Raw genomic sequence first — 23,498 nt, forward strand, 5'->3', positions numbered from 1 at the left:
AGGTGGATAAGGTTTGCTTATGTGCGGTGTCATTGCCGGATGCGCTTCGCTTATCCGGCCTACGAGGGCGGTGATTTGTAGGCCGGATAAGCGAAGCGCATCCGGCATAAAAACGAGCGCTATTTTGGAATTTGCAAAATAATATTATCCAAATCCCTGTCGCTGTATTTATCAGTAAGCTCAATAAAAGCCACCCCCGCTTTTCGGCAGGCTTCCTTTTTTACCGCATCGCGCTGAATGGCATTTCCCTGATAATGGCCACTCCCCTGATACTCAATGACCACGAGCGGATCGCCATAAGGCGAAATAATAACAAAGTCGACGCGTTTATTATTGACGCAGAAATAGGCGCTTTTATTCGGGGAACTAATAATTTCCCCCATACTGACCTGCGTAAAAAGTCGATAGCCCGGTCGGTTAGCCTTTAGCAGCGGCTCCAGGCGAACAAAGAGTCCATACTCCTCTTTGTTCATCAGTTTACTTTTGTGGAAGTCACTACGGGCGACAATATCGAGTTGGTTTTCAGATTGCTTAACAGTTTTTCGTTTTCTTTTTGGGGATATTTTATTAGTGATAGCTATTAATAATAAAGCACCAATAAATATAAAGAATAATTTTGAATATAAAGCCGTGGTAAATAGTTTAAGTGCTTCCAGTCCATTCATGTTAAATGACTTAATCCGTTTAAGATTAATATATATTAACAGAGAACAACAAAAATAAAAAAGGCGGTGATATCACCGCCTCCCTGGAATTAACGAAACTTCTTGTGGTTTTCGTTGCGCGTGGCTTTAAAGTCTTCCGCCGCCGCTTTGGCTTCCTGCACTTTGCCTTCATTCACCAGCTTCAGCGCGCCATCAATTTGCCCGACCAGAACATCAAAGCCGTGACGATAATCTTTCATCTCGGCGCTATCAGCCGCTTTGCTTTCCAGCTTCGGTGGGGTCTCTTTCTGGGCATCCAGCGCGGCGGTACGCATTTCGGTGAGCGCCGCCTTCAGCTCAGTCGCATCTGAAGTGCTCTCGACCACTTTGAGGTTTTTCGCCAGCGTGTCCATATCCTCTTCGAGATCGGCGAACGCAGGTGCTGCCGCGCCCAACGCAAGAGAGGATACGGCCAACATTGCTAAGAGTTTTTTACGCATTGCTCACTTCCTTTTTTATTATTAAGCAATCAGACGCGGCAGGGCGCGTCCGTAAAAACCGGGCGTTATTGCCCGGCGATTTTCATCTCCGGCAGAAGCACGGAGCCACACTGGATATTGCTGCGCGTTTCGATATCGTCAGCAATCGTGACGATATTACGCCACATATCTTTCAGATTTCCTGCGATCGTAATCTCACTGACCGGATACTGGATCTCGCCATTTTCGACCCAGAAACCGGATGCACCGCGAGAATAGTCGCCGGTAATACCGCTGACACCTTGTCCCATCAATTCCGTGACGACAAGACCTGTCCCCATCTCTTTAAGCAACTTTTCAAAACTCAGGCCGCGACCGGCGATGCGCCAGTTGTGGATGCCGCCCGCGTGACCGGTGCTCTTCAGGCCCAGCTTACGCGCAGAGTAATTCGTCAGCAGCCACTGCATCAGCACGCCATCCTTGATGATGTCGCGGCGCTCAGTGCGCACACCTTCACTATCGAATGGCGTGGAGGCCAGCCCTTTCAGCAGGTGCGGGTGTTCTTCAATGGTGAGCCACTCCGGCAGGATCTGCTTACCGAGAGAATCGAGCAGGAAGGTCGATTTGCGATACACCGAACCACCGGCAATCGCACCGACCAGATGTCCAAACAGACCGGTTGCCACTTCGTTGGCGAAAATCACCGGCGCTTTCATGGTAGAGAGTTTACGCGGCGACAGACGTGCCAGCGTGCGGCGGGCACACTCTTCACCAACGGCTTCCGGCGTTTGCAGATCGCCCAACGCACGGCCAATGGTATAAGCGTAATCGCGTTCCATATCACCGTCGGCTTCGGCTATCACACAGCTGGAGAGCGAGTGGCGCGTCGAGCAATAGCTTTGCAGCATGCCGTGGCTGTTACCAAACACTTTGATACCGTAGTGGCTGTTAAAGCTGCCGCCTTCGGTATTGGTGATGCGTTTGTCAGCCTTCAGCGACGCCTGTTCCGCACGCGCGGCGTATTCGATGGCTTCATCCGGCGTCACTTCAGCCGGATGGAACAGGTCAAGATCCGGCGCATCGAAGGCCAGCAGATCTTTATCCGCAACGCCCGCGCACGGATCTGGTGAGGTATAGCGCGCAATATCCAGCGCCGCCTGAACCGTTCGCGCGATGGCGTCCGGGCTGAGGTCAGTGGAGGACGCGCTGCCTTTACGATTCTGGTGATAGACGGTGATGCCAAGCGCACCATCGCTATTAAATTCAACGTTTTCCACTTCACCATAACGGGTGCTGACGCCAATGCCCGTGGTCTTACTCACCGCGACTTCAGCACCATCTGATTTGCCTGATGCCAGTTCCAGTGCGGTGGAGACAGCTTTTTCCAGCGCAATACGCTGTTCTGCAACTTGTGTGATTACTTTCATCGCCAATGCCATAATGTTAGGTAAAGTTACCTGAAGTCTAACAGAGAACCCTTTCTCAGTGTGCGCCCAAGCTGTTAGTATTAGCCTCTTTTTTAAGGAGCCTGAAATGACAAAGCAGCCCGAAGACTGGCTCGACGACGTGCCCGGTGATGATATCGAGGACGAAGATGATGAAATTATCTGGGTCAGCAAGAGTGAAATTAAACGTGATGCCGAAGAGCTGAAGCAGCTTGGCGGTGAGATCGTAGACCTGGGTAAAAACGCGCTGGATAAAATCCCGCTCGATGATGACCTGCGTGCCGCCATTGAACTGGCGCAGCGCATCAAGAAAGAAGGTCGCCGCCGCCAGATGCAGCTGATCGGTAAAATGTTGCGTAGCCGCGACGTCGAGCCGATTCGCCAGGCACTGGATAAGCTGAAAAACCGCCACAATCAGCAGGTTGCCCTGTTCCATAAACTGGAACAACTGCGCGATCGTCTGATTGATAACGGTGATGAAGCGATGGATGAAGTCCTGAATCTGTGGCCGAATGCTGACCGTCAGCAACTACGTTCACTGATCCGCAACGCGAAGAAAGAGAAAGAAGGGAATAAGCCGCCGAAGTCTTCGCGTCTGATTTTCCAGTATCTGCGCGAACTGGCGGAGAACGAAGGGTAAGGCGGGAGCAGGTTTGTTCCCCCTCACCCCGGCCCTCTCCCGCAGGGAGAGGGAGAAAACAGGTGCGGACTGTTCCCTCTTCCACAGGGAGAGAGAGAAAACAGGTGCGAACTGTTCCCTCTCCCTCAGGGAGAGGGTTAGGGTGAGGGTTGTTTCAGCCCCATCACCACCCCGCACAACCCCTCATTAAACCGCTGATACCCCGTCGCATCGATCCCCTGCGGGTAACTCAGCACCACCAGCTCATGGTCGGCAATCCCCTGATGATACGTCGGGTGCGCGTGCGCCCACGGGTTCGCGACAAAACCCATTGATTGATAAAACCGCAGCCGCCGATGAGCAACCTCCGTGGTAAGCGGGTCGATCTCCAGCACCGTTAACGGGGCACGGCTCAAAAGTTCAGCCAGCAAAATCTTGCCGTAACCTTTTGAACGTAAAGCGCTATCAACCGCCAGATGCTCAATATAAAGCATCTCTCCCAGCCGCCAGCTACCGCTCATCCCCACAAATTGTTCATCGTCAAACCACGCTTCCAGCGCATAGCGCGGGTCGTTAAGTGCCTGCGCTTTCGCCGCAGGTTCACGCTGTTCATGCCACGGAAAAGCCTGCACGTAGAGCGCATCGACGCGCGCAAAAAGCGCCGAGTCTGTTGAAGTGAGTTTATGTGCCGAAAGCATCCACGTTCTCCGCTGAAATTTGCCAATAAAAAAGCCAACCGGTTTCCCGGTTGGCTGCGCAGAAACCTGACCTGAGTGAGGTTACTGTTGTTGCTGTTCCGCTTTTTTCGCCAGGCCGTCCAGCAGTTTCTGGTGGATACCACCAAAGCCGCCGTTGCTCATCACCAGAATGTGATCGCCCGGATGCGCGGTTTTCAGCACCATGTCCACCAGCGTATCGACGTCGGCGCTCCAGTGCGCAGGCTGCACGCAGGCTTCCGCCACTTCGGCCACCTGCCACGGAATGTGCTGCGGCTGAAGCAGGAAGACTTCATCCGCGCGGCCCAGCGACGGGGCGAGATCGTCTTTGCAGACACCCATTTTCATGGTGTTGGAACGAGGTTCCAGCACCGCCAGAATGCGTGCTGTGCCGCCGACTTTACCGCGCAGCGCCTGAAGCGTGGCGAGGATGGCTGTCGGGTGGTGCGCGAAGTCATCGTAAACGCTCACGCCGTTGGCTTCACCACGCAGTTCAAGGCGGCGACGGGCGTTGATGAACGAACCCAGCGCGTTCGCCGCATCCGCAGGCGTAACGCCGACGTGACGCGCAGCAGCAATCGCCATCAGGCCATTGTGCATGTTGTGCTCGCCCACCAGGCCCCATTTCACCTGACCGACAACGTCGCCATCGAGCAGCACTTCCCACTCGGAGGCATCAGCATTCAGTTTTTTCGCCTGCCAGTGGCCCTGTTCGCCCACCAGTTCCTGCTCGCTCCAGCAACCCATCGCCATCGTCTGTTTCAGATTGATGTCGTTTTCCGGCCAGATAATGCGCCCCTGCCCCGGTACGATGCGCACCAGGTGATGGAACTGTTTCTGAATCGCTTTCAGGTCATCAAAGATATCCGCGTGATCGAACTCAAGGTTGTTGAGGATCAGCGTGCGCGGGCAGTAATGCACGAATTTAGAACGCTTATCGAAGAAGGCGCAGTCGTATTCATCCGCTTCAATCACAAAGAACGGGCTGTCACCCAGACGCGCGGAAACGTCGAAGTTGCCCGGCACACCGCCGATCACAAAGCCCGGCTTGTAGCCGCACGCGTCGAGGATCCAGGTCGCCATGCCGGCCGTGGTGGTTTTACCGTGCGTACCGGCAACGGCCAGCACCCAGCGGTCGCGCAGGACGAAATCATGCAGCCATTGCGGGCCGGACATGTACGGAATGTTCTTTTCCAGCACCGCTTCAACACACGGATTCCCGCGCGTCATGGCGTTACCGATGATCACCAGATCCGGCTGCGGGTCGAGCTGGCTGGCGTCGTATCCCTGAATTAAATCAATGCCCTGGTTCTCAAGCAGCGTGCTCATTGGCGGATACACATTCGCATCCGAGCCCGTTACTTCATGGCCGAGGGAGCGAGCCAACATTGCCAGTCCGCCCATGAAAGTGCCACAAATTCCCAAAATATGAATGCGCATACGTCACTATCCTTCTTTTATCTACCGCACATTTTACCCACATGTTCGCCAGCAGAGAAATGCATTTCAGGATATTCCGTACTTTGCTGGCGCGATTCACCTGTGCGCATTCTTTTTATTCTTTGTTAAGATTGTTGCAGTCGCTTTACTCCACATTAACTGCAGGGAAAGTGTTATGAAAACGTTAGGTGAATTTATTGTCGAGAAACAGCATGAGTTTTCTCATGCGACCGGTGAGCTTACCGCTCTGCTGTCGGCAATAAAGTTAGGTGCCAAAATCATCCACCGCGATATCAACAAAGCAGGTCTGGTTGATATCCTGGGTGCCAGCGGTGCTGAAAATGTTCAGGGCGAGGTGCAGCAAAAACTCGATCTGTTCGCCAACGAAAAACTGAAAGCCGCACTGCGCGCCCGCGATATCGTCGCTGGCATCGCATCCGAAGAAGAAGACGAGATTGTGGTCTTTGAAGGGTGTGAACACGCGAAATATGTGGTGTTGATGGATCCACTGGACGGCTCCTCCAACATCGATGTGAACGTCTCTGTCGGGACGATTTTCTCTATCTATCGCCGCGTGACCCCTGTCGGTACGCCGGTCACTGAAGAAGATTTCCTGCAACCCGGTAACAAGCAAGTCGCTGCGGGTTACGTGGTTTATGGCTCCTCAACCATGCTGGTTTACACCACCGGTTGCGGCGTCCATGCCTTCACCTACGACCCATCACTGGGCGTGTTCTGCCTGAGCCAGGAGCGCATGCGCTTCCCGCAAAAAGGCAAAACTTACTCCATTAACGAAGGTAACTACATTCGTTTCCCGGCTGGCGTGAAAAAGTACATTAAGTTCTGCCAGGAAGAAGATAAATCTACGCAGCGCCCGTACACATCGCGCTACATCGGTTCTCTGGTGGCGGACTTCCATCGCAATCTGCTGAAAGGCGGCATTTACCTCTACCCAAGCACCGCCAGCCACCCGGAAGGGAAACTGCGTCTGCTGTATGAGTGCAATCCGATGGCATTCCTTGCGGAGCAAGCGGGTGGCAAAGCCAGCGACGGCGTGAATCGTATTCTGGATATCGTGCCGGAAACCCTGCACCAGCGTCGTTCATTCTTCGTCGGTAACGACCATATGGTCGACGATGTAGAACGTTTTATCCGTGAGTTCCCTGACGCGTAAATTCGCCAAAAAATGAAAAGGGAGCCTCGCTCCCTTTTTTTATAGCTTCGTCGCCACCCTTGTCACTGGCGCATTCTGCCGATTCTCCCACAGCACGGTCAGCGCACGTTGCAGCGCGATAAAGACAAACAACAGAATGCCGATGGCGATTTTCGTCCACCATGAACTGAGCGTACCGTCAAAGTTGATGTAGGTCTGAATCAAGCCCTGAATCCCCACGCCAAACAGGGTGCCGAGCACAGTTCCAACTCCGCCGCTTAACAGCGTGCCACCGATGACAACCGACGCAATCGCGTCCAGCTCTACACCGACGCCCGCCAACGCATAGCCCGCCTGGGTGTAGATTGAGAAGACAATACCCGCCAGCGTCGCCAGCCCGGTGGAGAGCATATAGATGCGGATTGTTGTACTGCGGGTGGAAATGCCCATCAGGTTTGCTGACGTTGCGCTGCCGCCGATGGCATAAACCTGATTACCAAATCGCGTGCGATGGGCGAGAAAAATCCCGACCACCACCACCATCAGCATCAACAGCCCCATCGCGCTTAAGCGCCCGCCGCCGGGGATCATCCACGCGAGGCTTGAAAGTGTGTCATAAACGGGATGGTTAATCGGAATCGACTCTTCAGACACCAGATAGCTGACGCCGCGCAGGAAGAACATCCCCGCAAGCGTAATGATGAACGCCGGGATTTTCAGCGCATCAATCAGCAGCCCCATAAATGCACCAAACGCACAGCCCATCACCAGCACCAGCGGAAAAGCCAGTAGCGGCGAGATCCCCCAGAAGCCGATCGCTTTGGCGAGGAATACGCCGGTAAAGGCGATCACCGACCCGACCGAGAGATCGATCCCACCGGAAAGGATCACAAACGTCATGCCGACCGCAATGATCCCCAGAAAGGCATTATCGGTGAGGATGTTGCAGATCACGCGCGTCGAGGCGAAGCCGGGAAACTGGGTCAGGCAGTAGAGATAACCGAGGATGAAAACGCCGAGCGTGATCATCAGCGGTAAATTACGTTTTATCATGGCCGCGCATCCCCTTCAGTAAACTAATAAAGCGCGGTGACTGAACAATCAGCACACACAGCACCACCACCGCTTTGACTACCTGGTTGAGCTCCGGCGGGAAACCCGAGAGCAAAATTCCGGTGTTCATCCCCTGAATAATCAGCACCCCCACCACCGACAGCAACAGGTTAAAACGCCCGCCCATCAGCGACCCACCGCCAATCACCACCGCCAGAATGGCGTCCAGCTCCAGCCAGAGCCCGGCGTTATTGGCATCCGCACCGCGAATATCCGCCGCCACAATCACCCCGGCAATGGCTGCGCACACACCGCTCAGGACGTAGGTCAGCATCACCACAATGCGCGTGTTTACCCCGGCATTTTTCGCCGCACGGATGTTAATGCCGACCGCTTCGATAAACATGCCCAGCGCCGTTTTGCGGGTAAACAGCCAGAAAATCAGCAATGTCACCAGCGCGATAATTACCGGCGTCGGGAACAGCAGCAGCGAGCCGCTGCCCAGCCACGCCAGATGCGGTGAATCAAAGGTGACAATCTGCCCGGTAGTGATCAGTTGCGCGACGCCACGCCCGGCGACCATCAAAATTAACGTCGCCACAAAGGGCTGAATTTTGAGGATGGCGACCAGGATACCGTTCCACAGCCCCGCCAGCGCCCCTGAGGCAAGCGCTGCGAGCAGCACAATCGGCAGGCTGTGCCCGGCAACGGTCATCGAGGCCGCCGTCGCCCCGGCAATCGCCATCACCGCCCCCACAGAAAGGTCGATCCCGCCGGTCGCAATCACCAGCGTCATACCGATCGCCAGTAGCGCAACGGGGGCGGCGCGATTGAGGATATCAATCGGGCTACCAAACAGGCGTCCATCCTGCAACACCACCTGTAAGAAGTGTGGCGAGACGAGGCTATCAACCAGCAGCACCAGGATAAGCGCAATAATTTGTGGCGTTCCCGTCGGCCATTTAAAGCGGCGTTTGGGCTGGCCAGCCTGGGGTAGAGATTGTGGCATCACGGTTTACTCCTTATGCCGCAATAGCATTCATAATGGCCGGAACGGAGAGCTTATCGAGCGGGATCTCCGCCACCTGTCGGCGATCGCGCATGATGATTACCCGGTCGGCATAACCCACCAGTTCTTCCAGTTCAGATGAAATCACCAGCAGCGCCAGCCCATCAGCGCACAGGGTTTCGATCAGGCGGATGATCTCAGCATGCGCGCCGACGTCGATCCCGCGCGTGGGTTCGTCGAGGATCAGGAACTGCGGGCGCGTCAGCAGCCAGCGTGAGAGCAGAACTTTTTGCTGATTACCGCCGGAGAGAAATTCGATCGGCTGTTCAGCGCTCGGTGTGCGAATGCCGAGCTGGCGGATAAAGCGCTCGGCAATCTCGTTTTGTTCTTTGCGCGGAATCGGCCTCAGCCAGCCGCGCTGCGCCTGAAGCGCCAGAATGATATTTTCCCGCACCGACGCGGCGGCAATAATGCCGTCGGTTTTGCGATCTTCCGGGCAGAAGCCGATTCCCAGGCAGGACGCCTGATGCGGCGATCGCAGGGTTTGGCGTTTACCTTTGATCGTCGCGCTGCCGCTGTCAGCGGGTTTGATGCCGAAGATCACCTCCGCCGTTTCGGTTCGCCCGGAACCGAGTAATCCGGCCAGCCCGACGATCTCTCCGGGGCGCACCTGGAGATCGAACGGTTCGATGGTGCCCTTTTTGCCGAAACCTTCAAATGCGGCGATCGGTTTGTCGCTTAACAATGTGCGGCCTGCGCGATGTAAGGCGTGAGTATCCAGTTCGCGGCCCAGCATCATTTTTACCAGATCGATTTGCGGCAATTCGCGGGTTTCCCGGCAGCCCACAAACGCGCCGTTGCGCAGCACGGTAATGCGATCGCTCACCGCGTACACCTGATCGAGAAAGTGGGTGACGAAGATCAGGCTGACGCCTTGATCGCGCAGTTGCCGCATCAGGGTGAACAGCATTTCCACTTCTTTGGTGTCGAGGCTGGCGGTGGGCTCATCAAGGATCAGCACTTTGGCAGAGAGATCGATAGCACGGCAAATCGCCACGATTTGCTGCATCGCCACGGAAAACCGGTTGAGCGGCTCGCGGACATCCAGCGAAAACCCGTAAGATTCCATCAGCGCGGTGGCACGCTTTTCCATCTCTTTACGGCGCAGAAAACCGAAGCGTTTCGGCTCGCGGCCAATAAAAAGATTATCCGCCACTGACATATTGGGCAGCAGGTTCACTTCCTGATACACAGTGCCGATACCCAGCTGCTGGGCGTGGGCGGTGTTTTTGGGCGAGATGGTGTTGCCATCCAGCCAGATTGTGCCGCGATCGGCATGGTAAACGCCGGTTAAGGCTTTAATGAGCGTCGATTTCCCCGCACCATTTTCGCCGAGCAGCGCCATAATTTCGCCGCGCCGCAGGCTGAAATCAACGTTATCCAGCGCTTTGACGCCGGGGAAGAATTTGCTTAATCCTTCAGTGCGGAGGATTTCCTGGTGTTGGTTAGTGGTCATGGTTTCCCCCTCACCCTAACCCTCTCCCACAGGGAGAGGGGATGGATTGTGCAAATGGTAAGATTCTGTCCCGTTTTTCCCCTCACCCTAACCCTCTCCCGCAGGGAGAGGGGACGGATAGCGAGGATGGTTAGGTTCTGCTTTTGTTTTCTCCCTGTGGGAGAGGGCCGGGGTGAGGGGCCAAACTCAATACCCCATATTTTTCTTCTTCTCTAACTCTTCTTTCGCCGTATCCGGCAGGTAAAGCGTTGATTTGGTGACGGTGACTTTTTCCGGCAGGGTGCCGTCTTTTTTGAATTTCTCCAGCGCATCAAACGCCGGGCCGGCCATGTTTGGCGTCAGTTCAACACTGGCGTTTGCTTCCCCGGCAATCATCGCTTTATAGATATCCGGCACGCCGTCGATTGAGCCGGTGAGGATATCTTTGCCCGGTTTCAGCCCCGCTTCTTTAATCGCCTGAATCGCGCCGATCACCATGTCATCGTTATGCGCGTAAACCATGCAGATGTTCTTGCCGTTGTTCTCGGCCTTGATGAAGCTCTCCATCACCTCTTTACCCTTGCTGCGGGTAAAGTCACCGGATTGAGAACGGATAATTTTGATGTTTGGCGCTTTGGCGATGGCTTCTGCAAAGCCTTTCTTACGGTCAATCGCCACGCTTGCGCCCACTGTGCCTTGCAGCTCAACAACGTTACATGGCTTGCCGTCGACGGTTTTGGTAAGCCATTCCCCAATCAACTGCCCTTCGAGTACGTTATTTGCCGTGACGGTCGTCATGTAGAGTGATTTGTCTTTCACATCAATCGAGCGATCAAGCAGGAAGACCGGGATTTGCGCGTCTTTCGCTTCTTTTAACACCGGTTCCCAGCCTGTTGCGACCACTGGCGCAATGAAGATGGCATCCACACCCTGGGCGATGAATGAGCGTACCGCTTTGATTTGATTCTCTTGTTTCTGCTGACCATCGGCGATTTTAAGGGTGATACCGCGTTTCTGCGCTTCACTCTTCGCAACGTTGGTTTCCGCTGCGCGCCAGCCGGATTCAGAACCGACCTGCGAAAATCCCACTGTTAAAGGGGCAGCCATGACCATAGACGACATGGCTGCGGAAACTGCTGTGACAAGAAGTAAGCGCTTCCACATAAAGTTATCCTCGTAGGGTTATTGTTGGTGAAAAACACGCCTGCGAACAAACTATAGACAATCCCAAATGTAACAGAATGCGTTACATCACAATTCAAGAAAGTGAATACAATGTTAATTGTCAGTATTAGCAAGAGCTGAGGAGGAATCAGGGATAGGACAATGATTGATATTGCAGAATTTTCGTACGATTTGGGGACTATCACTACGACAATGTAAACGGTTTCACAATTTTATTCAGGATGCGGCTAACTTTATGGATTTTAGAGCTATCGGAAGGCACTGAAAAAGGCGCTCTGGATGAGAGAAGAGATAAAACAGGTCAAGACTTTCGCGATGAGTTGGCTATAATACCCGCCACTTGTTTGCCATACATTTTAAAGGAAACAGACATGAGCTTACTCAACGTCCCAGCGGGTAAAGATCTGCCGGAAGATATCTACGTCGTTATCGAGATCCCGGCGAACGCGGATCCTATCAAATACGAAGTCGACAAAGAGAGCGGCGCACTGTTCGTTGACCGCTTCATGTCCACTGCGATGTTCTATCCGTGCAACTACGGCTACATCAACCACACCCTGTCTCTGGACGGCGACCCGGTTGACGTACTGGTTCCGACGCCGTACCCGCTGCAGCCGGGTTCTGTGATTCGCTGCCGTCCGGTTGGCGTGCTGAAAATGACCGACGAGTCTGGCGAAGATGCCAAACTGGTTGCGGTTCCGCACACCAAACTGAGCAAAGAATACGATCACATCAAAGATGTGAACGACCTGCCGGAACTGCTGAAAGCGCAGATCACCCACTTCTTCGAGCACTACAAAGACCTCGAAAAAGGCAAATGGGTTAAAGTTGACGGTTGGGACAATGCTGAAGCGGCTAAAGCGGAAATCATTGCTTCCTTCGAGCGTGCGAAGAAATAAGCTTTCTTTTTGCGTGATAAAAGACACCGCTTCGGCGGTGTTTTTTTATGTCTGAGTATCAGCATTGCCGGATGCGGCTAACGCCTTATCCGGCCTACAAAGTAGTTCAAATTCAATATATTGCAGAAATCTTGTAGGCCTGATAAGCGTAGCGCATCAGGCAATGTTGCATTCGTCATCACTCTCACACCGCTTCGGCGGTGTTTTTTATGCCCGAAGGCATCACCGCGTAGGCCGCCTAATCCAGAATCGCCTGCGCCCGAAGTAACACATCCTCCATAACTTCCGCGCTCGCCTCGCCCATTTTCTTCGCACCGCGCGCGCGTAAGTCCATCATGCGGAACTGATTAACCAGCACAACACCGCTAACATCGCCCTTTTTGCAGCCCAGCGGAACGGTAAATCCGGCATAACGCGCATAGTTTCCCCCCTGCGTAATGGGTGCTACCAGCACCATCCCGAACCGGTTAAAGGCGCTGACGGAAAGCACGAGCGCTGGGCGCCCCACACCTTTTTGTTCGTGCCCGCTCGCGGGATCAAAACCCACCAGCACGATATCTCCACGTGAAAATTCCGTGCTTTTTACCATGCTTCATCGCCTTGCGGAGCGCTCTTCCCCCAAATGTCATCTTCGCCTGGCGCAGGCGCATTGATGTCGCATTCGGCCAGCAAAGCGTCTAATGAATAGTGCCGCTTTAGCGGTGTCAGGATAATTTGGTTTTCTTTCACATTGACCTCCATGTTCTGCCCGGCAGACAGATTCAGCTCTTTGACGACGGTGCCTGGAATGACCATCCCCATACTGTTTCCCCATTTCTTGATGGTTACATGCATATCGCCTCCTGAAGTTATACAAAGTATAACTCAGTAGGTTCCCGACGAGTTTGCCTTTTCTGTATAAAACGCGCCAGCACGCTTTCTCGCGTTTTTATTAATCTGGAAAGAGTCATGTGAAGTGAAGAGAAAACGAAGATGAGTTGCAGAATAAGCACGCTGCAGCGCACAAAAAACAACGCCACCCGAAGGTGGCGTTATAAGGATTAATACTGGTCTTTGTCTAACCAGTCTCCGCTTTCTATCAGCGGTAGCCCATCGACCGGGCGCTGATAGACGTACATCCAGGCACTACCGTATGGCGTTTGGATAAGGTGACGAGCATATTCACCCGCTTTGGTGCGTAGCTCGTCAAGTTCAGCCATCGTCGCCGCATCAACCCGGTAAACTTCACCGTGTACTGTGCCCGTTCCCGGCACGGCGCCTGGATAGTGGCCCAGGCTGTACAGTTGATAATCGTCTACGCTGTGCTGGCCCAGCAACTGGGCGTTGGTCATCCAGTGGCTGTTGCCTTGTTTACGCCGCAAACTGCCGTATACAAATATTCGCATTGCTAAAACTCAAACTGATAGAGCAAATCAAGCGCCTGGTCGATACCAGACACCGCTTCCAGATATAGCTTAGGCATCAGGCGATAGCGTAACGTGAGTGTCGCTAAGGAGTCAAAGATCCCTACACCATATTTCACCTGCAGACCCGGCAGTACGTAGCCGCTGACCACGACCTGGGATGAGTCGCCCACCCCTTGCGTGTCCAGTGCCAGATTGCTTACGCCAAATGTCTCGCCGATTTTACCCACAACCTGACCACTTTGTGCAACCCCCAGGCCAATAAGCATGGATGTCATCGCGGCACTGTCGCTCTGATCGCTGTCCAGCCCCTGTCCACGAACCAGGTAAGAGAGCGCCATTTGTTGCGACATCGCCGGGTCGGAGAAGACTTCGGCTTTCGGCTGGTCTGCCGGGCCGGTAACGCGAATACCTGCCGTCACATCATCTTCGGTGGCGTCCGGGTTACGGATCGCTTCGATGTTCAGCAGCGGCTGGTCCGGCGGGCCGGAGAAGAGCAGCTCACCTTTACGCACAATCAAATCCTGGCCGTAGGCGTGGAAGCGCCCTTCCGGAATATTGATTTGCCCGTTCAGGCCGAGCCCCTGTTTATCCTGCGCCACTTTCAGGTCGCCGGTGAGTCGCGCTTTCAGGCCAAACGCATCCAGACGCACGTTGTTGCCGACGTGAATGGTCAGGTTACTGTTAATCGGGATCGACGCAGTTTTCGGGTTTTCCGGCTGTAGCTGGTCGTTGAGCATCACTTCATCGCTGGAGACGCCCACCGCGCTTTCCGGTACGTCATGTACCACGATGCGCGCCCACGGCACATCGACGCTGCCGTCGAGCGTAAACAGGCTCGGCGTGGCGTTAAATACCACGTCCGGCGAAACGTCGAGACGCACCATCGGCGGCACGGTAATGCGTACCCGGCTGCCTTTCGCCGCCACGCTGGCGCGCCAGTTGTCGATCTGCGTCCAGTCGGCGTTGCCGCTCAGGCTAATGCGCCCCTGCTGCGTCACCACTTCCCCTTGCAGGGTCGAGCGCGTGCCGTTGAAGTTCATCGCAATCTGGCTCGGCTGCATGTCGAACGGCATGAAGTTGGCGTCGAGATCGACACCGTTCAACTGCATTTGGCCAAACAGCTGTGGCCCCTGAACGTCGCCACCGAGACGCAGGTTGGCGTTCAGCGTGCCCGCCGCTTTCTCGCCTTTTGCGAAGATAGGGTTAATCATCGCCAGCGAGAAGTTGCGGATGTTGACGTTGCCGCCCAGATTACGCCGCCCCTGCGGATCGGTGACCTGTACCTGGCCATCAAGCTGCCCGTTATTGGTCAGGCGAATCATCCAACCCAGCTCGGCGCGGTTGTTGTGCAGGTCTGCATTGAGATTAAGCGTATCGAATGCCACCGGCAGCGGTGCGTCGTTCACGATTTGCGTGACCTTCACGTTGCGGCCATTAAGCGTCACTTTACCCTGTGGCAAGCCCTCTTTTGTGGTGTCCCAGCTCACGTCAGCGTTCCCGCTAAACACGCCGCTGGCCTGCGTCTCTTCCGGCATAAACGGTTTGAGCATCGCCAGGTCGAAACGGTTGAGGTTCACCTGTGCACGGCCCGTTGCTCCGGCATCGATGGTCTGCGGCACGCAGAGCTCAGCGTTCGGGTTAGTCCAGCAGTGCGGGCCCACGCTGATTTTCTGCTCTTTGTTACGGTAATCGAGCGCGATCGCGCGAGACAGCGACCACAGGCCGACCGGCGTCTGGAAACGGGTGTCGCTCAGCGCGCCTTTCCAGCGCTCTTCTTTGCGATCAAAACTGCCCGCCAGCGCCAGTTGCCCGGAGACCGGTTCACCGTTGATGCGCAGATTCAGCGTGTGCTGTTTCTCGCTACCTTTGGCACTGATATCCACCAGGCGGATATCCACGCCAGGCTGCGCAATGCGCTCCACACGCACATCAAGATTGCCCGCAATCTGGTCGGTGGATTTCACATCGCCTTCCACGCGTACCTGACCGACAGTCAGCTCCTGCCAGCGCAGGCCGCGCGCGGTGATATCCGCCAGCAACTGCGGCGCTTCCACCGTACCGCGCACTTTCACCAGGCCTTTCGCCGTACCGCCCAGCCCCGGCAAGGCGTTATCCAGATTAGGTGCATCAATAGTGGCGTCGAGATTGAGATCTTTAACGCCCAACTCACCTTTCACGTCCGCACTGTTGCGCCCCAGTTCAAGATGCAGGCCTGGAATGGTCCACTGCATGTAGCTGTTGCCCTTCAGGGAGCCATCAACGTTGACTTTGTTCTGTTTCACGTTGCCGGTGATTTTCAGCGACGGCACATCCATCTGCCAGGTACCGCCGTACAGGCTGCCCTGAGTTTTGATCAGGCCATCCAGCTTCGACGGCCAGTCCGGCACCTCTTTTGCCGTGTTGATGCCGTGCAATGCCAGCTCACCGCGCCAGCTGATCGCCTGCTGCCAGTCGAGCAGAGCTTTCAGCTCGGTGGTGCCTTCCAGCGCCGCCACGGTGAGTTTGTCGAGGTTGACCTGAAGTTCGTTGCCTTTCGCATCCAGCTTAATGTTGGCAGGCGGTACGCCCTGACCTTTCACCGCCGTCGCGAACGACAGGGTGTAGTCGGTCATTTTACCGCTGAGTTTCAGTTTCAGATCGTCAGCCTGGAACTGCTTCTCGCCGGTAAACGGCCAGTAAAGCTGTTTGCTGGTGACTTCGAGATTCAGTGGGAGACCGGCTTCAGCCAGTTGCGTTTGCGCGCGCAGTGACATATCGACCGGGCCAGAGAGATTCACGCCCAGCGCCAGTTGCTTACGCACATCACCGCCCAGCTTGAGCTTGATTTTCTCGCCCTTCAACGGGTCGATATTGAGCGTACTGTTAAGGGTAATATCCACCGGCCAGTCGTTGGTCAGCTGCGCGGTGCCGGTGGCATTCACCGTTCCCTGACTGGAGTCGATATCCAGCGTATCCAGCTTCATGTTACCGTCGATGCTGCTCACCTTCAGCAGCATTTTGTAGACGGTCAGATCCGTATCACCGGTTACGCGTAACTGCTCGCCGCTGAAAGATTCGATATTCAAATTGAGCGGCAGATGCACATCGGTCATCTCCGGCAGCACCGGTTTCGAGAAGAGATCTTTCATCGTCTCGCCGAGCGGTTTCTCTTGCGGCTGCGGGTTCTCTATCTTCGGTTCAACCACCTCTTTCTGCGCCACATCCGCCACTTTCGGCAGAGCGATCAGCAGCCCTTGCAGCGTGGTTGGCGTCAGCGTCAGGTTTTTCTCCTGCCAGTTCAGCCCGGTCATGAAATCCATCACCGACACGGTAGTGTCGTCGATTTTGATATTCACATTGTTGAGCGACACGCGGCTAAGCGTAATGGGGTACGGCGTAGAGAGATTCAGCGGGCCGCTCTCTTCCTCTTCTGCCGCCGGGGAGGACGGCGGCATTTTGCTGCTGTCGATGGCGACGTTGACGTCACGCAGGCCGATATCATCCACGCACAGGCTGCTGCTCCACAGGCATTCGGTTTTCACCGCCAGGTGGAACTCACCCGCATTCACCGCCACACCCGGCTGGGTGTAGCGCACATTTTTCAGCGTCAGATCGCGCCAGCCGCCGGTCACCTGGCCGATTTCCAGCCCCGGCACCCAGCGGTTCGCCGCGTTGAATAACAGATGCAAACCTTTGGTGGTGCCAATCAGGAACGCCACCGCCCCGATAAGCAACACGATAAAAATCAGTACGCCGAGGCTTATCTTCTTCCATAAACTCATAATTCAGGCCCCAGACCGATGTAGAACTGTAAACCGTGCTCGTCTTTATCGCCCAGCGGCGCGGCAACGTCGAGCTTGACCGGGCCAACGGGCGACTGCCAACGAACACCTACACCCGCGCCGGTTTTCCAGTCGCTGCGGCGGATATCGCTCACCGCTTCACCGCCATCCATGAAGACCGCGCCCCACCATTTACCGGTGACGTTGTACTGGTACTCAACCGAGCCCGTCGCCAGTTTCGAGGCCCCTTTCAGCTTGCCGTCATCGTATTCCGGCGAGATTGACTTGTATTTATAGCCACGAATACTGCGGTCGCCCCCGGCGAAGAAACGCAAGTCCGGTGGTACTTTGTCAAAGTCGCCCGTTTCAATCCAGCCGAGGTTGCCGCGCATCACAAAGCGGTGTTTGTCGTATAAAGTTCGAATCCAGACGTTTTGCGCCTGCCAGACGCTGAAGTCGACGTCTGAGCCCCAGGCGGTGTTGGAGTAGTCGATAGAGTAACGTTGGGAATCGCCCCACGTCGGCATCAGGCCGCCGCGCGAGCGGGTACGGCTGATCATCACCCCCGGGTACAGCAGCATGGTGGTGTTGGTGACGTTACCCTGGGTAAAGTGGTCGAAGCTCCAGCGCAGGTTAATCGCCCGCTGCCAGCCGCTGGAAAGATCCCAGTAGCGCGAGAGTGCAAGCGTGGTGGAGTCGGCTTCCGTATCGTTCAGGTCGGTGCGTTTAAAGCCCCCTTGCACCAGATAATACTGTTCAAGCGGGTTCTTCAGGAGCGGCATCTTGTAGCTGAAATCGAGGATCTGCTCAGGCGATGAGATGCTGGCGCTGGTCGTCAGGCTATGCCCATAGGAGTTGATCCACGGTTTTTTCCACGTGGCCTTCACGCGCGGCCCGACGTCCGTCGAATAACCAATACCGGTTTCGATGGTGTTTTCACTGCGCGGCGACACCACGCCATGCAGCGGTAACACTTTCGTTTTGCGTGATTTTTCGAATTCTGGCGCGACCACCACCGATTTAAACCAGCCGGTTGCCGAGAGGCGGCGGTTCAGCTCTGCCAGGTCACTGGACTGGTAATAATCGCCCTGCTTAAACGGCACGAGGTTTTGCAGGTACTCTTCACGAATCTGCGAGCCTTCAAAGGTGACCGGGCCGAAGCGATAGCGCTCGCCGCTGTCATAATCGATATCCCAGAACGCCTGATGACGATCGAGCGCAATACCGAGCTGGCTCTTTTTGAATTCGCTATCAAAATAGCCGCGACGCAGCGCAACGCTGGTTAAGCCTTTTTTGAAATCGTCGTAATCGCTGTGATCGAGAATAGTGCCTATCGCCGGACGCGTTTTCAGCAGCGCGAGATAATCTTTATCGGTACGCGCACCGCCGCGCAGAATCACGTCGGTGCCACCAATGCGCACCGGTTCGCCCGGCGTGACTTTCGCCAACAACACCTGACGCCCTTTTGCCGGCGGCGGCTTAAGTTCAAAATCGATAGTCGGTTCGTAATAACCGAGGGCTTTTAAGCCTTCACGGATGGCGTCATCGACGCGCGCGCGAAAACGGCGATCTGGCGTGACCTCATCACCCTGAATCGTCGAGAGCTGCGCTCGAACGTTTTTTTCCAGTTGCCCTGAAAGTCCTTCAACCTGCAAACGTATATTCGCTGCACTGGCAACACCGCTGGTCAGCAGTAAACCGACCACACATAACTGGCGGATTTGTCGCACATTTTCTCCTGAATATCCTGTTTCCACCCCTGATGGAAACGAAAGCCTTTCCACGGCAATAACGGCGTCGGATACGTATCAACCGATTCCCTGCTCATACGTATGGCGCTCTGTTTTTAATAACCCTAAACATTCTCGGGTTGAAAAAGAGACAACACCCCAAATTATTCTTATGTTTAAATCTAGACGTATTCGGCGTGTTTATTGTGTTAAAACTCACGCCTGGTTACAACCTTAACCGCTCATCCCGTAATCAGGAGACCGTCCTATGAGCTTATTTGAGAAAAATCACCTTGTGTCTCAATCGGATGCGCTCCCAGGACGCAATACACCGATGCCCGTAGATACGTTACACGCCGTTAACGGTCACTCAATGACGAATATTCCGGATGGAATGGAAGTGGCTATCTTCGCGATGGGATGCTTTTGGGGCGTTGAACGCCTGTTCTGGCAGCTTCCTGGCGTATACAGCACGGCGGCTGGCTACAGCGGCGGTTACACGCCGAATCCGACCTACCGCGAAGTCTGTTCCGGGCAGACCGGACACGCCGAGGCGGTACGCGTGGTCTATGACCCGTCCGTTATTAGCTACGCACAACTGTTGCAGGTGTTCTGGGAAAATCACGACCCGGCGCAGGGCATGCAGCAGGGGAACGACCACGGTACGCAGTATCGCTCCGCGATTTATGTGCTGACGCCGGAGCAGGAGCGCGAAGCGCACGCCAGCGCCGAACGCTTCCAGGCCGCAATGAAAAGTGCGGGCGACAATCGTCGCATCACCACGGAAATCGCCGCCGCCAAACCATTTTACTATGCAGAAGATGACCACCAGCAGTATCTGCACAAAAACCCGTACGGTTACTGCGGTATCGGCGGAATTGGTGTCTGTCTCCCGCCTCAGCAGGCGTAACGTTACGAAAACATCGCCACGCGGGCTGTATGCCGCGTGGCGCTGACCACGCTGCCCGCTTCGCGCATTTTCCCCTGCAACAGCAGGTTAAAGATGGGTGCCTGCGGGCGGTTCAGGCGGGTTTGCAGCAGATGAACGGCCTCAATCCCGAGCTCACGGCACGGCACTTCGACGCCCGTCACCGAGGCGTTTTTCAGGTGCCAGCCAAAATCGGTGGTCATTAACGATATATCCTGCGGTACACCCAGGCCATGACGCGTCAGCACCCGCTGCACGCCCACCGCCATCCCTGAACTTCCAGGGAAAATCGCTTCCGGCCAGCGATCGCGTGGGTGACAACTCAGCCAGCCATCCAGCGCCTGTTCCGCTTCGTGCGCGGAAAATCCTTCCGTCACAATCAGAGACTGCTCTGGATCAAACGGAACATGGTAGTCGCGATAAGCCTGTTTTATCCCTTCCAGACGCGTATAGAGCGTTTCGCGCCGCAGGCAGGTGAGCGATAAGACGCGCCGATGCCCGTTCTCAAACAGATGACGCAGCGCACTGTAACCAATGGCGTGGTGATCCGGCGACACCGCATCGAGCGCCATCTCTTTGTCATGCGAGTTAATCAGCACGCAGGGTTTATTCAGACTGGCGGCGAGCTTAAAGATTGTGGGGTCGTCGGTGCCGATAATAATGATCGCGTTGATGTGCTTACTGCCGGTCTTATCGAGAAACAGGCGAATGTCCGCCTGCCGCTCCTCGAGCCCGCACCAGGAGAGATAGACATCATGCGGGGCCACTGCGTCAGCAATGCCTTTGGTCACTTCCTGATAAAAAGTGTCGCCGTTAGCGGTAAACGTACGCGCCGGCGCAAACACGGCGATGCCGTTAATCAGCAAACGCCCGCTCGCCATCTCTTCCAGCACGCCTAAACGCCGCGCGCATTTCACTATCGCCGCGCGTGCTTTTTCGCTGGTGTACGATTTTCCGCTCAGCACCCGAGAAACGGTGCTGATGGAGTAGCCCGTTTGGGTGGCGATCTGCTTCATTTTCAGCTTGCCGGACATGGTGTGATCTCGCTCGCAATCAAATTCTGCAAATATTTGCAGAATCAGTTTGCTGATTTTAAAACCTTTTTTTGCCCTTTCGCCCATATTCCTGCTTTCCCTGCGAGCATTCTCACAAAATCCGTTTGTCGCCCCGTTTCGCCTTTTCTATGTTGCAGACATCAACCCTTTTTACGACGCAAGGTGCAGCATGAAGAAGGTACGGTTTGGCATTATTGGTGTGGGGAATATCGGCACGGTTCACGCCCGCTATCTGCTGGCGGGTACGGTCAAAGAGGCCTGCCTGACGGCGGTGTGCGATAACAATCCTGAAAAACACGCGACCATTCGCGCGTTAGTGGGCGAAGAAGTCGCGCTGTTTAGCGATGCGCAGGAGATGCTGCAAAGCGGGCTGATTGACGCGGTGATTGTCTCTACGCCGCACTACGAGCATCCGCGTTTGTCGATGATGGCGATGCGCCAGGGCATTCATACGCTGTGCGAAAAACCGGCTGGCGTCTACACCGCGCAGGTACGCGAGATGAATGAATTCGCGCGCGGCTGTAACGTGGTGTTCGGCATGATGTTCAACCAACGCCCTAACCCGCTGTATCAGAAAGTGAAAGATCTGATCGACAGCGGCGAACTGGGCGAAATTCGCCGTTCTAACTGGATAATCACCAACTGGTATCGCTCGCAAAGCTACTACAACTCCGGCGGCTGGCGCGCCACCTGGAAAGGCGAAGGCGGCGGCGTGCTGCTCAACCAGGATCCGCACCAGCTCGACCTCTGGCAATGGCTGGTCGGTATGCCCGTCCGCGTGCGCGCGTTCTGCCAGTTCGGTAAACATCGCCAGATTGAAGTCGAAAACGAAGTCACCGCCTACGCGGAGTACGCCAACGGCGCGACGGGCGTGTTTATCACCACTACCGCAGAAGCCCCCGGTACGAACCGCCTGGAAATCGCCGGCGATCGCGGCAAAGTGGTGGTTGAAGAGGGCAAGCTCCGCTTCTGGCGACTGCGCGAATCGGAAACCGAATTCAACGCCCGCTGGCAGAACGGCTTTGGCGAGCCGGAGTGCTGGGAAGTGACCATTCCGGTGGCACCGGAGTGCAGCGATCATCATGTAATCACCACTAACTTTGCCGCCGCCGTGCTGCACGGCACGCCGCTACTGGCACCGGGTCAGGAAGGGATTCGCGGCCTGACGCTCTCAAACGCAATGCACCTTTCCACCTGGACGGACAATTGGGTCGACCTGCCGCTGGATGAAGCGCTGTTCAAACAGCTTTTAGATGAGCGCATTGCAACGTCAGTGGATAAAAACGTCGAGAGTAAAACCCTGGACGCGTCCGGAACCTGGTAAGCCCTCACCCCGGCCCTCTCCCACAGGGAGAGGGTTAGGGTGAGGGGGAAAATCCTGCACCGCAGCCATAAAGGAACACAACAATGAGCATCAAAGACGGTATGAACTACGCCCCGGTGGGCAAACCGCAGCCGGTCGTTGCACCGGGCGAATTTATCATTGCCGCCGCCGCGCTGGACCACGGCCACATCTACGGCATGTGTAACGGCCTGATTGAAGCGGGCGCAACGCTGAAGTGGGTGTTCGATCCCGACCCGGCTAAAGTGGCAAAATTCGTCGAGCAGTATCCGCAGGTGAAGGTGGCTGACGCTCTGGAAACCATTCTTAACGACGCCAGCGTACAGTTGGTTGCAGGTGCTGCCGTGCCTTGCGAGCGCTGCCCGCTGGGCCTGAAAGTGATGGATGCAGGCAAAGATTATTTCACCGATAAAGCGCCGCTGACCACCCTGGCGCAACTGGAACAGGCAAAACGCAAAGTGCGGGAAACCGGGCGTAAATACGCGGTCTATTACAGCGAGCGTCTGCACGTTGAAAGCGCCGTCTTCGCCGGGCAACTGGTGGAACAAGGGGCGATTGGCCGCGTAATGCAAACGCTGGGCGTTGGGCCGCATCGCGAAGGCGAAGGCCGCCCGGAATGGTTCTACGATAAAGCGCTATTCGGCGGCATTCTGTGCGATATCGGTAGCCATCAGATTGAGCAATTCCTCTTTTATACCGGCAACCGCAACGCGCGCGTGGTGGCAAGCCAGGTGCGCAACGTCAATCATCCGCAGTATCCGCTATTTGAAGATTTCGGCGACGCGATGCTGGCGGGCGATAACGGTGCAACCGGCTATTTCCGCTGCGACTGGTTTACGCCAGACGGCCTTTCAAGCTGGGGCGACGGTCGCCTGACGTTGCTGGGCACCGACGGCTATATCGAAATTCGCAAGTATGTCGATATTACCCGTCAGGAGCAGGATGTGGTTTATCTGGTCAACAAAGAGGGCGAATTCCGCTATCCGGTGGCGGGTAAAGTGGGCTTCCCCTACTTCGGCCAGTTGATTCTCGATTGCCTGAACCGCACCGAAAATGCCATGACCCAGGAACACACGTTTAAAGCCGCCGAGCTGTGCGTGAAGGCGCAAATGCTGGCCAATGCACAGGCCTAATGGAGG

At 55.4% G+C, this 23,498-nt stretch carries 21 protein-coding genes; 6 read left to right on the forward strand and 15 right to left on the reverse strand.

Translation table 11 applies throughout. The features are described 5' to 3' along the window. Positions 1-119 precede the first annotated feature (119 nt). The 3 genes from DBY68_RS11235 to pmbA all read right to left on the reverse strand — a co-directional run bounded on the left by DBY68_RS11235 (position 120) and on the right by pmbA (position 2,562). Positions 120-665 (reverse strand): DUF2726 domain-containing protein, encoded by a 546-nt coding sequence (locus tag DBY68_RS11235; RefSeq protein WP_108476174.1) that lies wholly within the window; start codon positions 663-665, stop codon positions 120-122. Between the two features lie 89 nt (positions 666-754). Further along, positions 755-1,144: a cytochrome b562 gene (cybC, locus tag DBY68_RS11240; RefSeq protein ID WP_108476173.1), complete on the reverse strand. Its 390-nt coding sequence runs from the start codon at positions 1,142-1,144 to the stop codon at positions 755-757. A gap of 65 nt (positions 1,145-1,209) precedes the next feature. Then, positions 1,210-2,562 carry a metalloprotease PmbA gene (pmbA, locus tag DBY68_RS11245; protein ID WP_108476172.1) on the reverse strand — a complete coding sequence of 451 codons (1,353 nt, stop codon included), beginning with the start codon at positions 2,560-2,562 and terminating at the stop codon, positions 1,210-1,212. A gap of 94 nt (positions 2,563-2,656) precedes the next feature. Here pmbA and yjgA point away from each other — a divergent pair, with 94 nt between their 5' ends. Further along, on the forward strand, positions 2,657-3,208 hold the full coding sequence (gene yjgA, locus DBY68_RS11250) for a ribosome biogenesis factor YjgA (protein WP_015966156.1): 552 nt from the start codon (positions 2,657-2,659) through the stop codon (positions 3,206-3,208). 137 nt (positions 3,209-3,345) lie between these two features. Here the strand turns inward: yjgA and DBY68_RS11255 are convergent, their stop codons facing one another. Next, positions 3,346-3,885, reverse strand: a complete 540-nt coding sequence (locus tag DBY68_RS11255) for a GNAT family N-acetyltransferase (RefSeq protein ID WP_108476171.1) — start codon at positions 3,883-3,885, stop codon at positions 3,346-3,348. Between the two features lie 81 nt (positions 3,886-3,966). Next, positions 3,967-5,343, reverse strand: coding sequence for a UDP-N-acetylmuramate:L-alanyl-gamma-D-glutamyl-meso-diaminopimelate ligase (gene mpl / locus DBY68_RS11260; protein WP_108476170.1), 1,377 nt, complete (start codon positions 5,341-5,343; stop codon positions 3,967-3,969). A 175-nt stretch (positions 5,344-5,518) separates the two neighbouring features. Here mpl and fbp point away from each other — a divergent pair, with 175 nt between their 5' ends. Then, complete coding sequence (fbp, locus tag DBY68_RS11265) at positions 5,519-6,517, forward strand: class 1 fructose-bisphosphatase (protein ID WP_108476169.1); 999 nt, start codon at positions 5,519-5,521, stop codon at positions 6,515-6,517. A 39-nt stretch (positions 6,518-6,556) separates the two neighbouring features. On the opposite strand, the gene yjfF is transcribed toward fbp, so the two are convergent. From yjfF to ytfQ, 4 genes are all read right to left on the reverse strand, one after another. Further along, positions 6,557-7,549 (reverse strand): galactofuranose ABC transporter, permease protein YjfF, encoded by a 993-nt coding sequence (yjfF, locus tag DBY68_RS11270; protein WP_108476168.1) that lies wholly within the window; start codon positions 7,547-7,549, stop codon positions 6,557-6,559. After that, positions 7,536-8,561 (reverse strand): galactofuranose ABC transporter, ATP-binding protein YtfT, encoded by a 1,026-nt coding sequence (gene ytfT / locus DBY68_RS11275; protein ID WP_108476167.1) that lies wholly within the window; start codon positions 8,559-8,561, stop codon positions 7,536-7,538. Before ytfT ends, yjfF begins: the two co-directional genes overlap by 14 nt. A 10-nt stretch (positions 8,562-8,571) precedes the next feature. Continuing rightward, positions 8,572-10,074 carry a galactofuranose ABC transporter, ATP-binding protein YtfR gene (gene ytfR, locus DBY68_RS11280; protein ID WP_108476166.1) on the reverse strand — a complete coding sequence of 501 codons (1,503 nt, stop codon included), beginning with the start codon at positions 10,072-10,074 and terminating at the stop codon, positions 8,572-8,574. Between the two features lie 186 nt (positions 10,075-10,260). Beyond that, a complete protein-coding gene (ytfQ, locus tag DBY68_RS11285) occupies positions 10,261-11,217 on the reverse strand; it encodes a galactofuranose ABC transporter, galactofuranose-binding protein YtfQ (protein ID WP_108476165.1) in 957 nt (318 codons plus the stop codon). 392 nt (positions 11,218-11,609) lie between these two features. Between ytfQ and ppa the strand changes: the two genes are divergently transcribed. Continuing rightward, a complete protein-coding gene (ppa, locus tag DBY68_RS11290) occupies positions 11,610-12,137 on the forward strand; it encodes an inorganic diphosphatase (protein ID WP_108476164.1) in 528 nt (175 codons plus the stop codon). A 238-nt stretch (positions 12,138-12,375) separates the two neighbouring features. Here ppa and DBY68_RS11295 read toward each other — a convergent pair whose 3' ends face one another. The 5 genes from DBY68_RS11295 to tamA form a co-directional block, all read right to left on the reverse strand. Beyond that, positions 12,376-12,726 carry a type II toxin-antitoxin system ChpB family toxin gene (locus DBY68_RS11295; RefSeq protein WP_108476163.1) on the reverse strand — a complete coding sequence of 117 codons (351 nt, stop codon included), beginning with the start codon at positions 12,724-12,726 and terminating at the stop codon, positions 12,376-12,378. Then, positions 12,720-12,971 carry an AbrB/MazE/SpoVT family DNA-binding domain-containing protein gene (locus DBY68_RS11300; protein ID WP_108476162.1) on the reverse strand — a complete coding sequence of 84 codons (252 nt, stop codon included), beginning with the start codon at positions 12,969-12,971 and terminating at the stop codon, positions 12,720-12,722. Before DBY68_RS11300 ends, DBY68_RS11295 begins: the two co-directional genes overlap by 7 nt. 206 nt (positions 12,972-13,177) lie before the next feature. Then, positions 13,178-13,522 carry a gamma-glutamylcyclotransferase gene (locus DBY68_RS11305; RefSeq protein WP_108476161.1) on the reverse strand — a complete coding sequence of 115 codons (345 nt, stop codon included), beginning with the start codon at positions 13,520-13,522 and terminating at the stop codon, positions 13,178-13,180. A gap of 2 nt (positions 13,523-13,524) precedes the next feature. Further along, positions 13,525-17,304, reverse strand: a complete 3,780-nt coding sequence (gene tamB, locus DBY68_RS11310; RefSeq protein WP_108476160.1) for an autotransporter assembly complex protein TamB — start codon at positions 17,302-17,304, stop codon at positions 13,525-13,527. Beyond that, positions 17,301-19,034: an autotransporter assembly complex protein TamA gene (tamA, locus tag DBY68_RS11315; protein ID WP_108476159.1), complete on the reverse strand. Its 1,734-nt coding sequence runs from the start codon at positions 19,032-19,034 to the stop codon at positions 17,301-17,303. Before tamA ends, tamB begins: the two co-directional genes overlap by 4 nt. A gap of 268 nt (positions 19,035-19,302) precedes the next feature. On the opposite strand from tamA, the gene msrA reads away from it, so the two are divergent. Further along, positions 19,303-19,944 (forward strand): peptide-methionine (S)-S-oxide reductase MsrA, encoded by a 642-nt coding sequence (msrA, locus tag DBY68_RS11320; RefSeq protein WP_108476158.1) that lies wholly within the window; start codon positions 19,303-19,305, stop codon positions 19,942-19,944. A gap of 2 nt (positions 19,945-19,946) precedes the next feature. Here the strand turns inward: msrA and DBY68_RS11325 are convergent, their stop codons facing one another. Next, a complete protein-coding gene (locus DBY68_RS11325) occupies positions 19,947-20,996 on the reverse strand; it encodes a LacI family DNA-binding transcriptional regulator (protein ID WP_108476226.1) in 1,050 nt (349 codons plus the stop codon). Positions 20,997-21,186: 190 nt separating this feature from the next. Between DBY68_RS11325 and DBY68_RS11330 the strand changes: the two genes are divergently transcribed. Together DBY68_RS11330 and DBY68_RS11335 are read left to right on the forward strand one after the other, a co-directional pair. After that, entirely contained in the window at positions 21,187-22,341 is a 1,155-nt protein-coding gene (locus DBY68_RS11330) for a Gfo/Idh/MocA family oxidoreductase (protein ID WP_108476157.1), read from the forward strand. An 83-nt stretch (positions 22,342-22,424) separates the two neighbouring features. Further along, a complete protein-coding gene (locus tag DBY68_RS11335) occupies positions 22,425-23,492 on the forward strand; it encodes a Gfo/Idh/MocA family oxidoreductase (RefSeq protein ID WP_108476156.1) in 1,068 nt (355 codons plus the stop codon). Positions 23,493-23,498: the final 6 nt, after the last annotated feature.

It is taken from the genome of Pseudocitrobacter sp. RIT415, assembly GCF_003057695.2.
Lineage (GTDB): Bacteria > Pseudomonadota > Gammaproteobacteria > Enterobacterales > Enterobacteriaceae > Pseudocitrobacter > Pseudocitrobacter faecalis.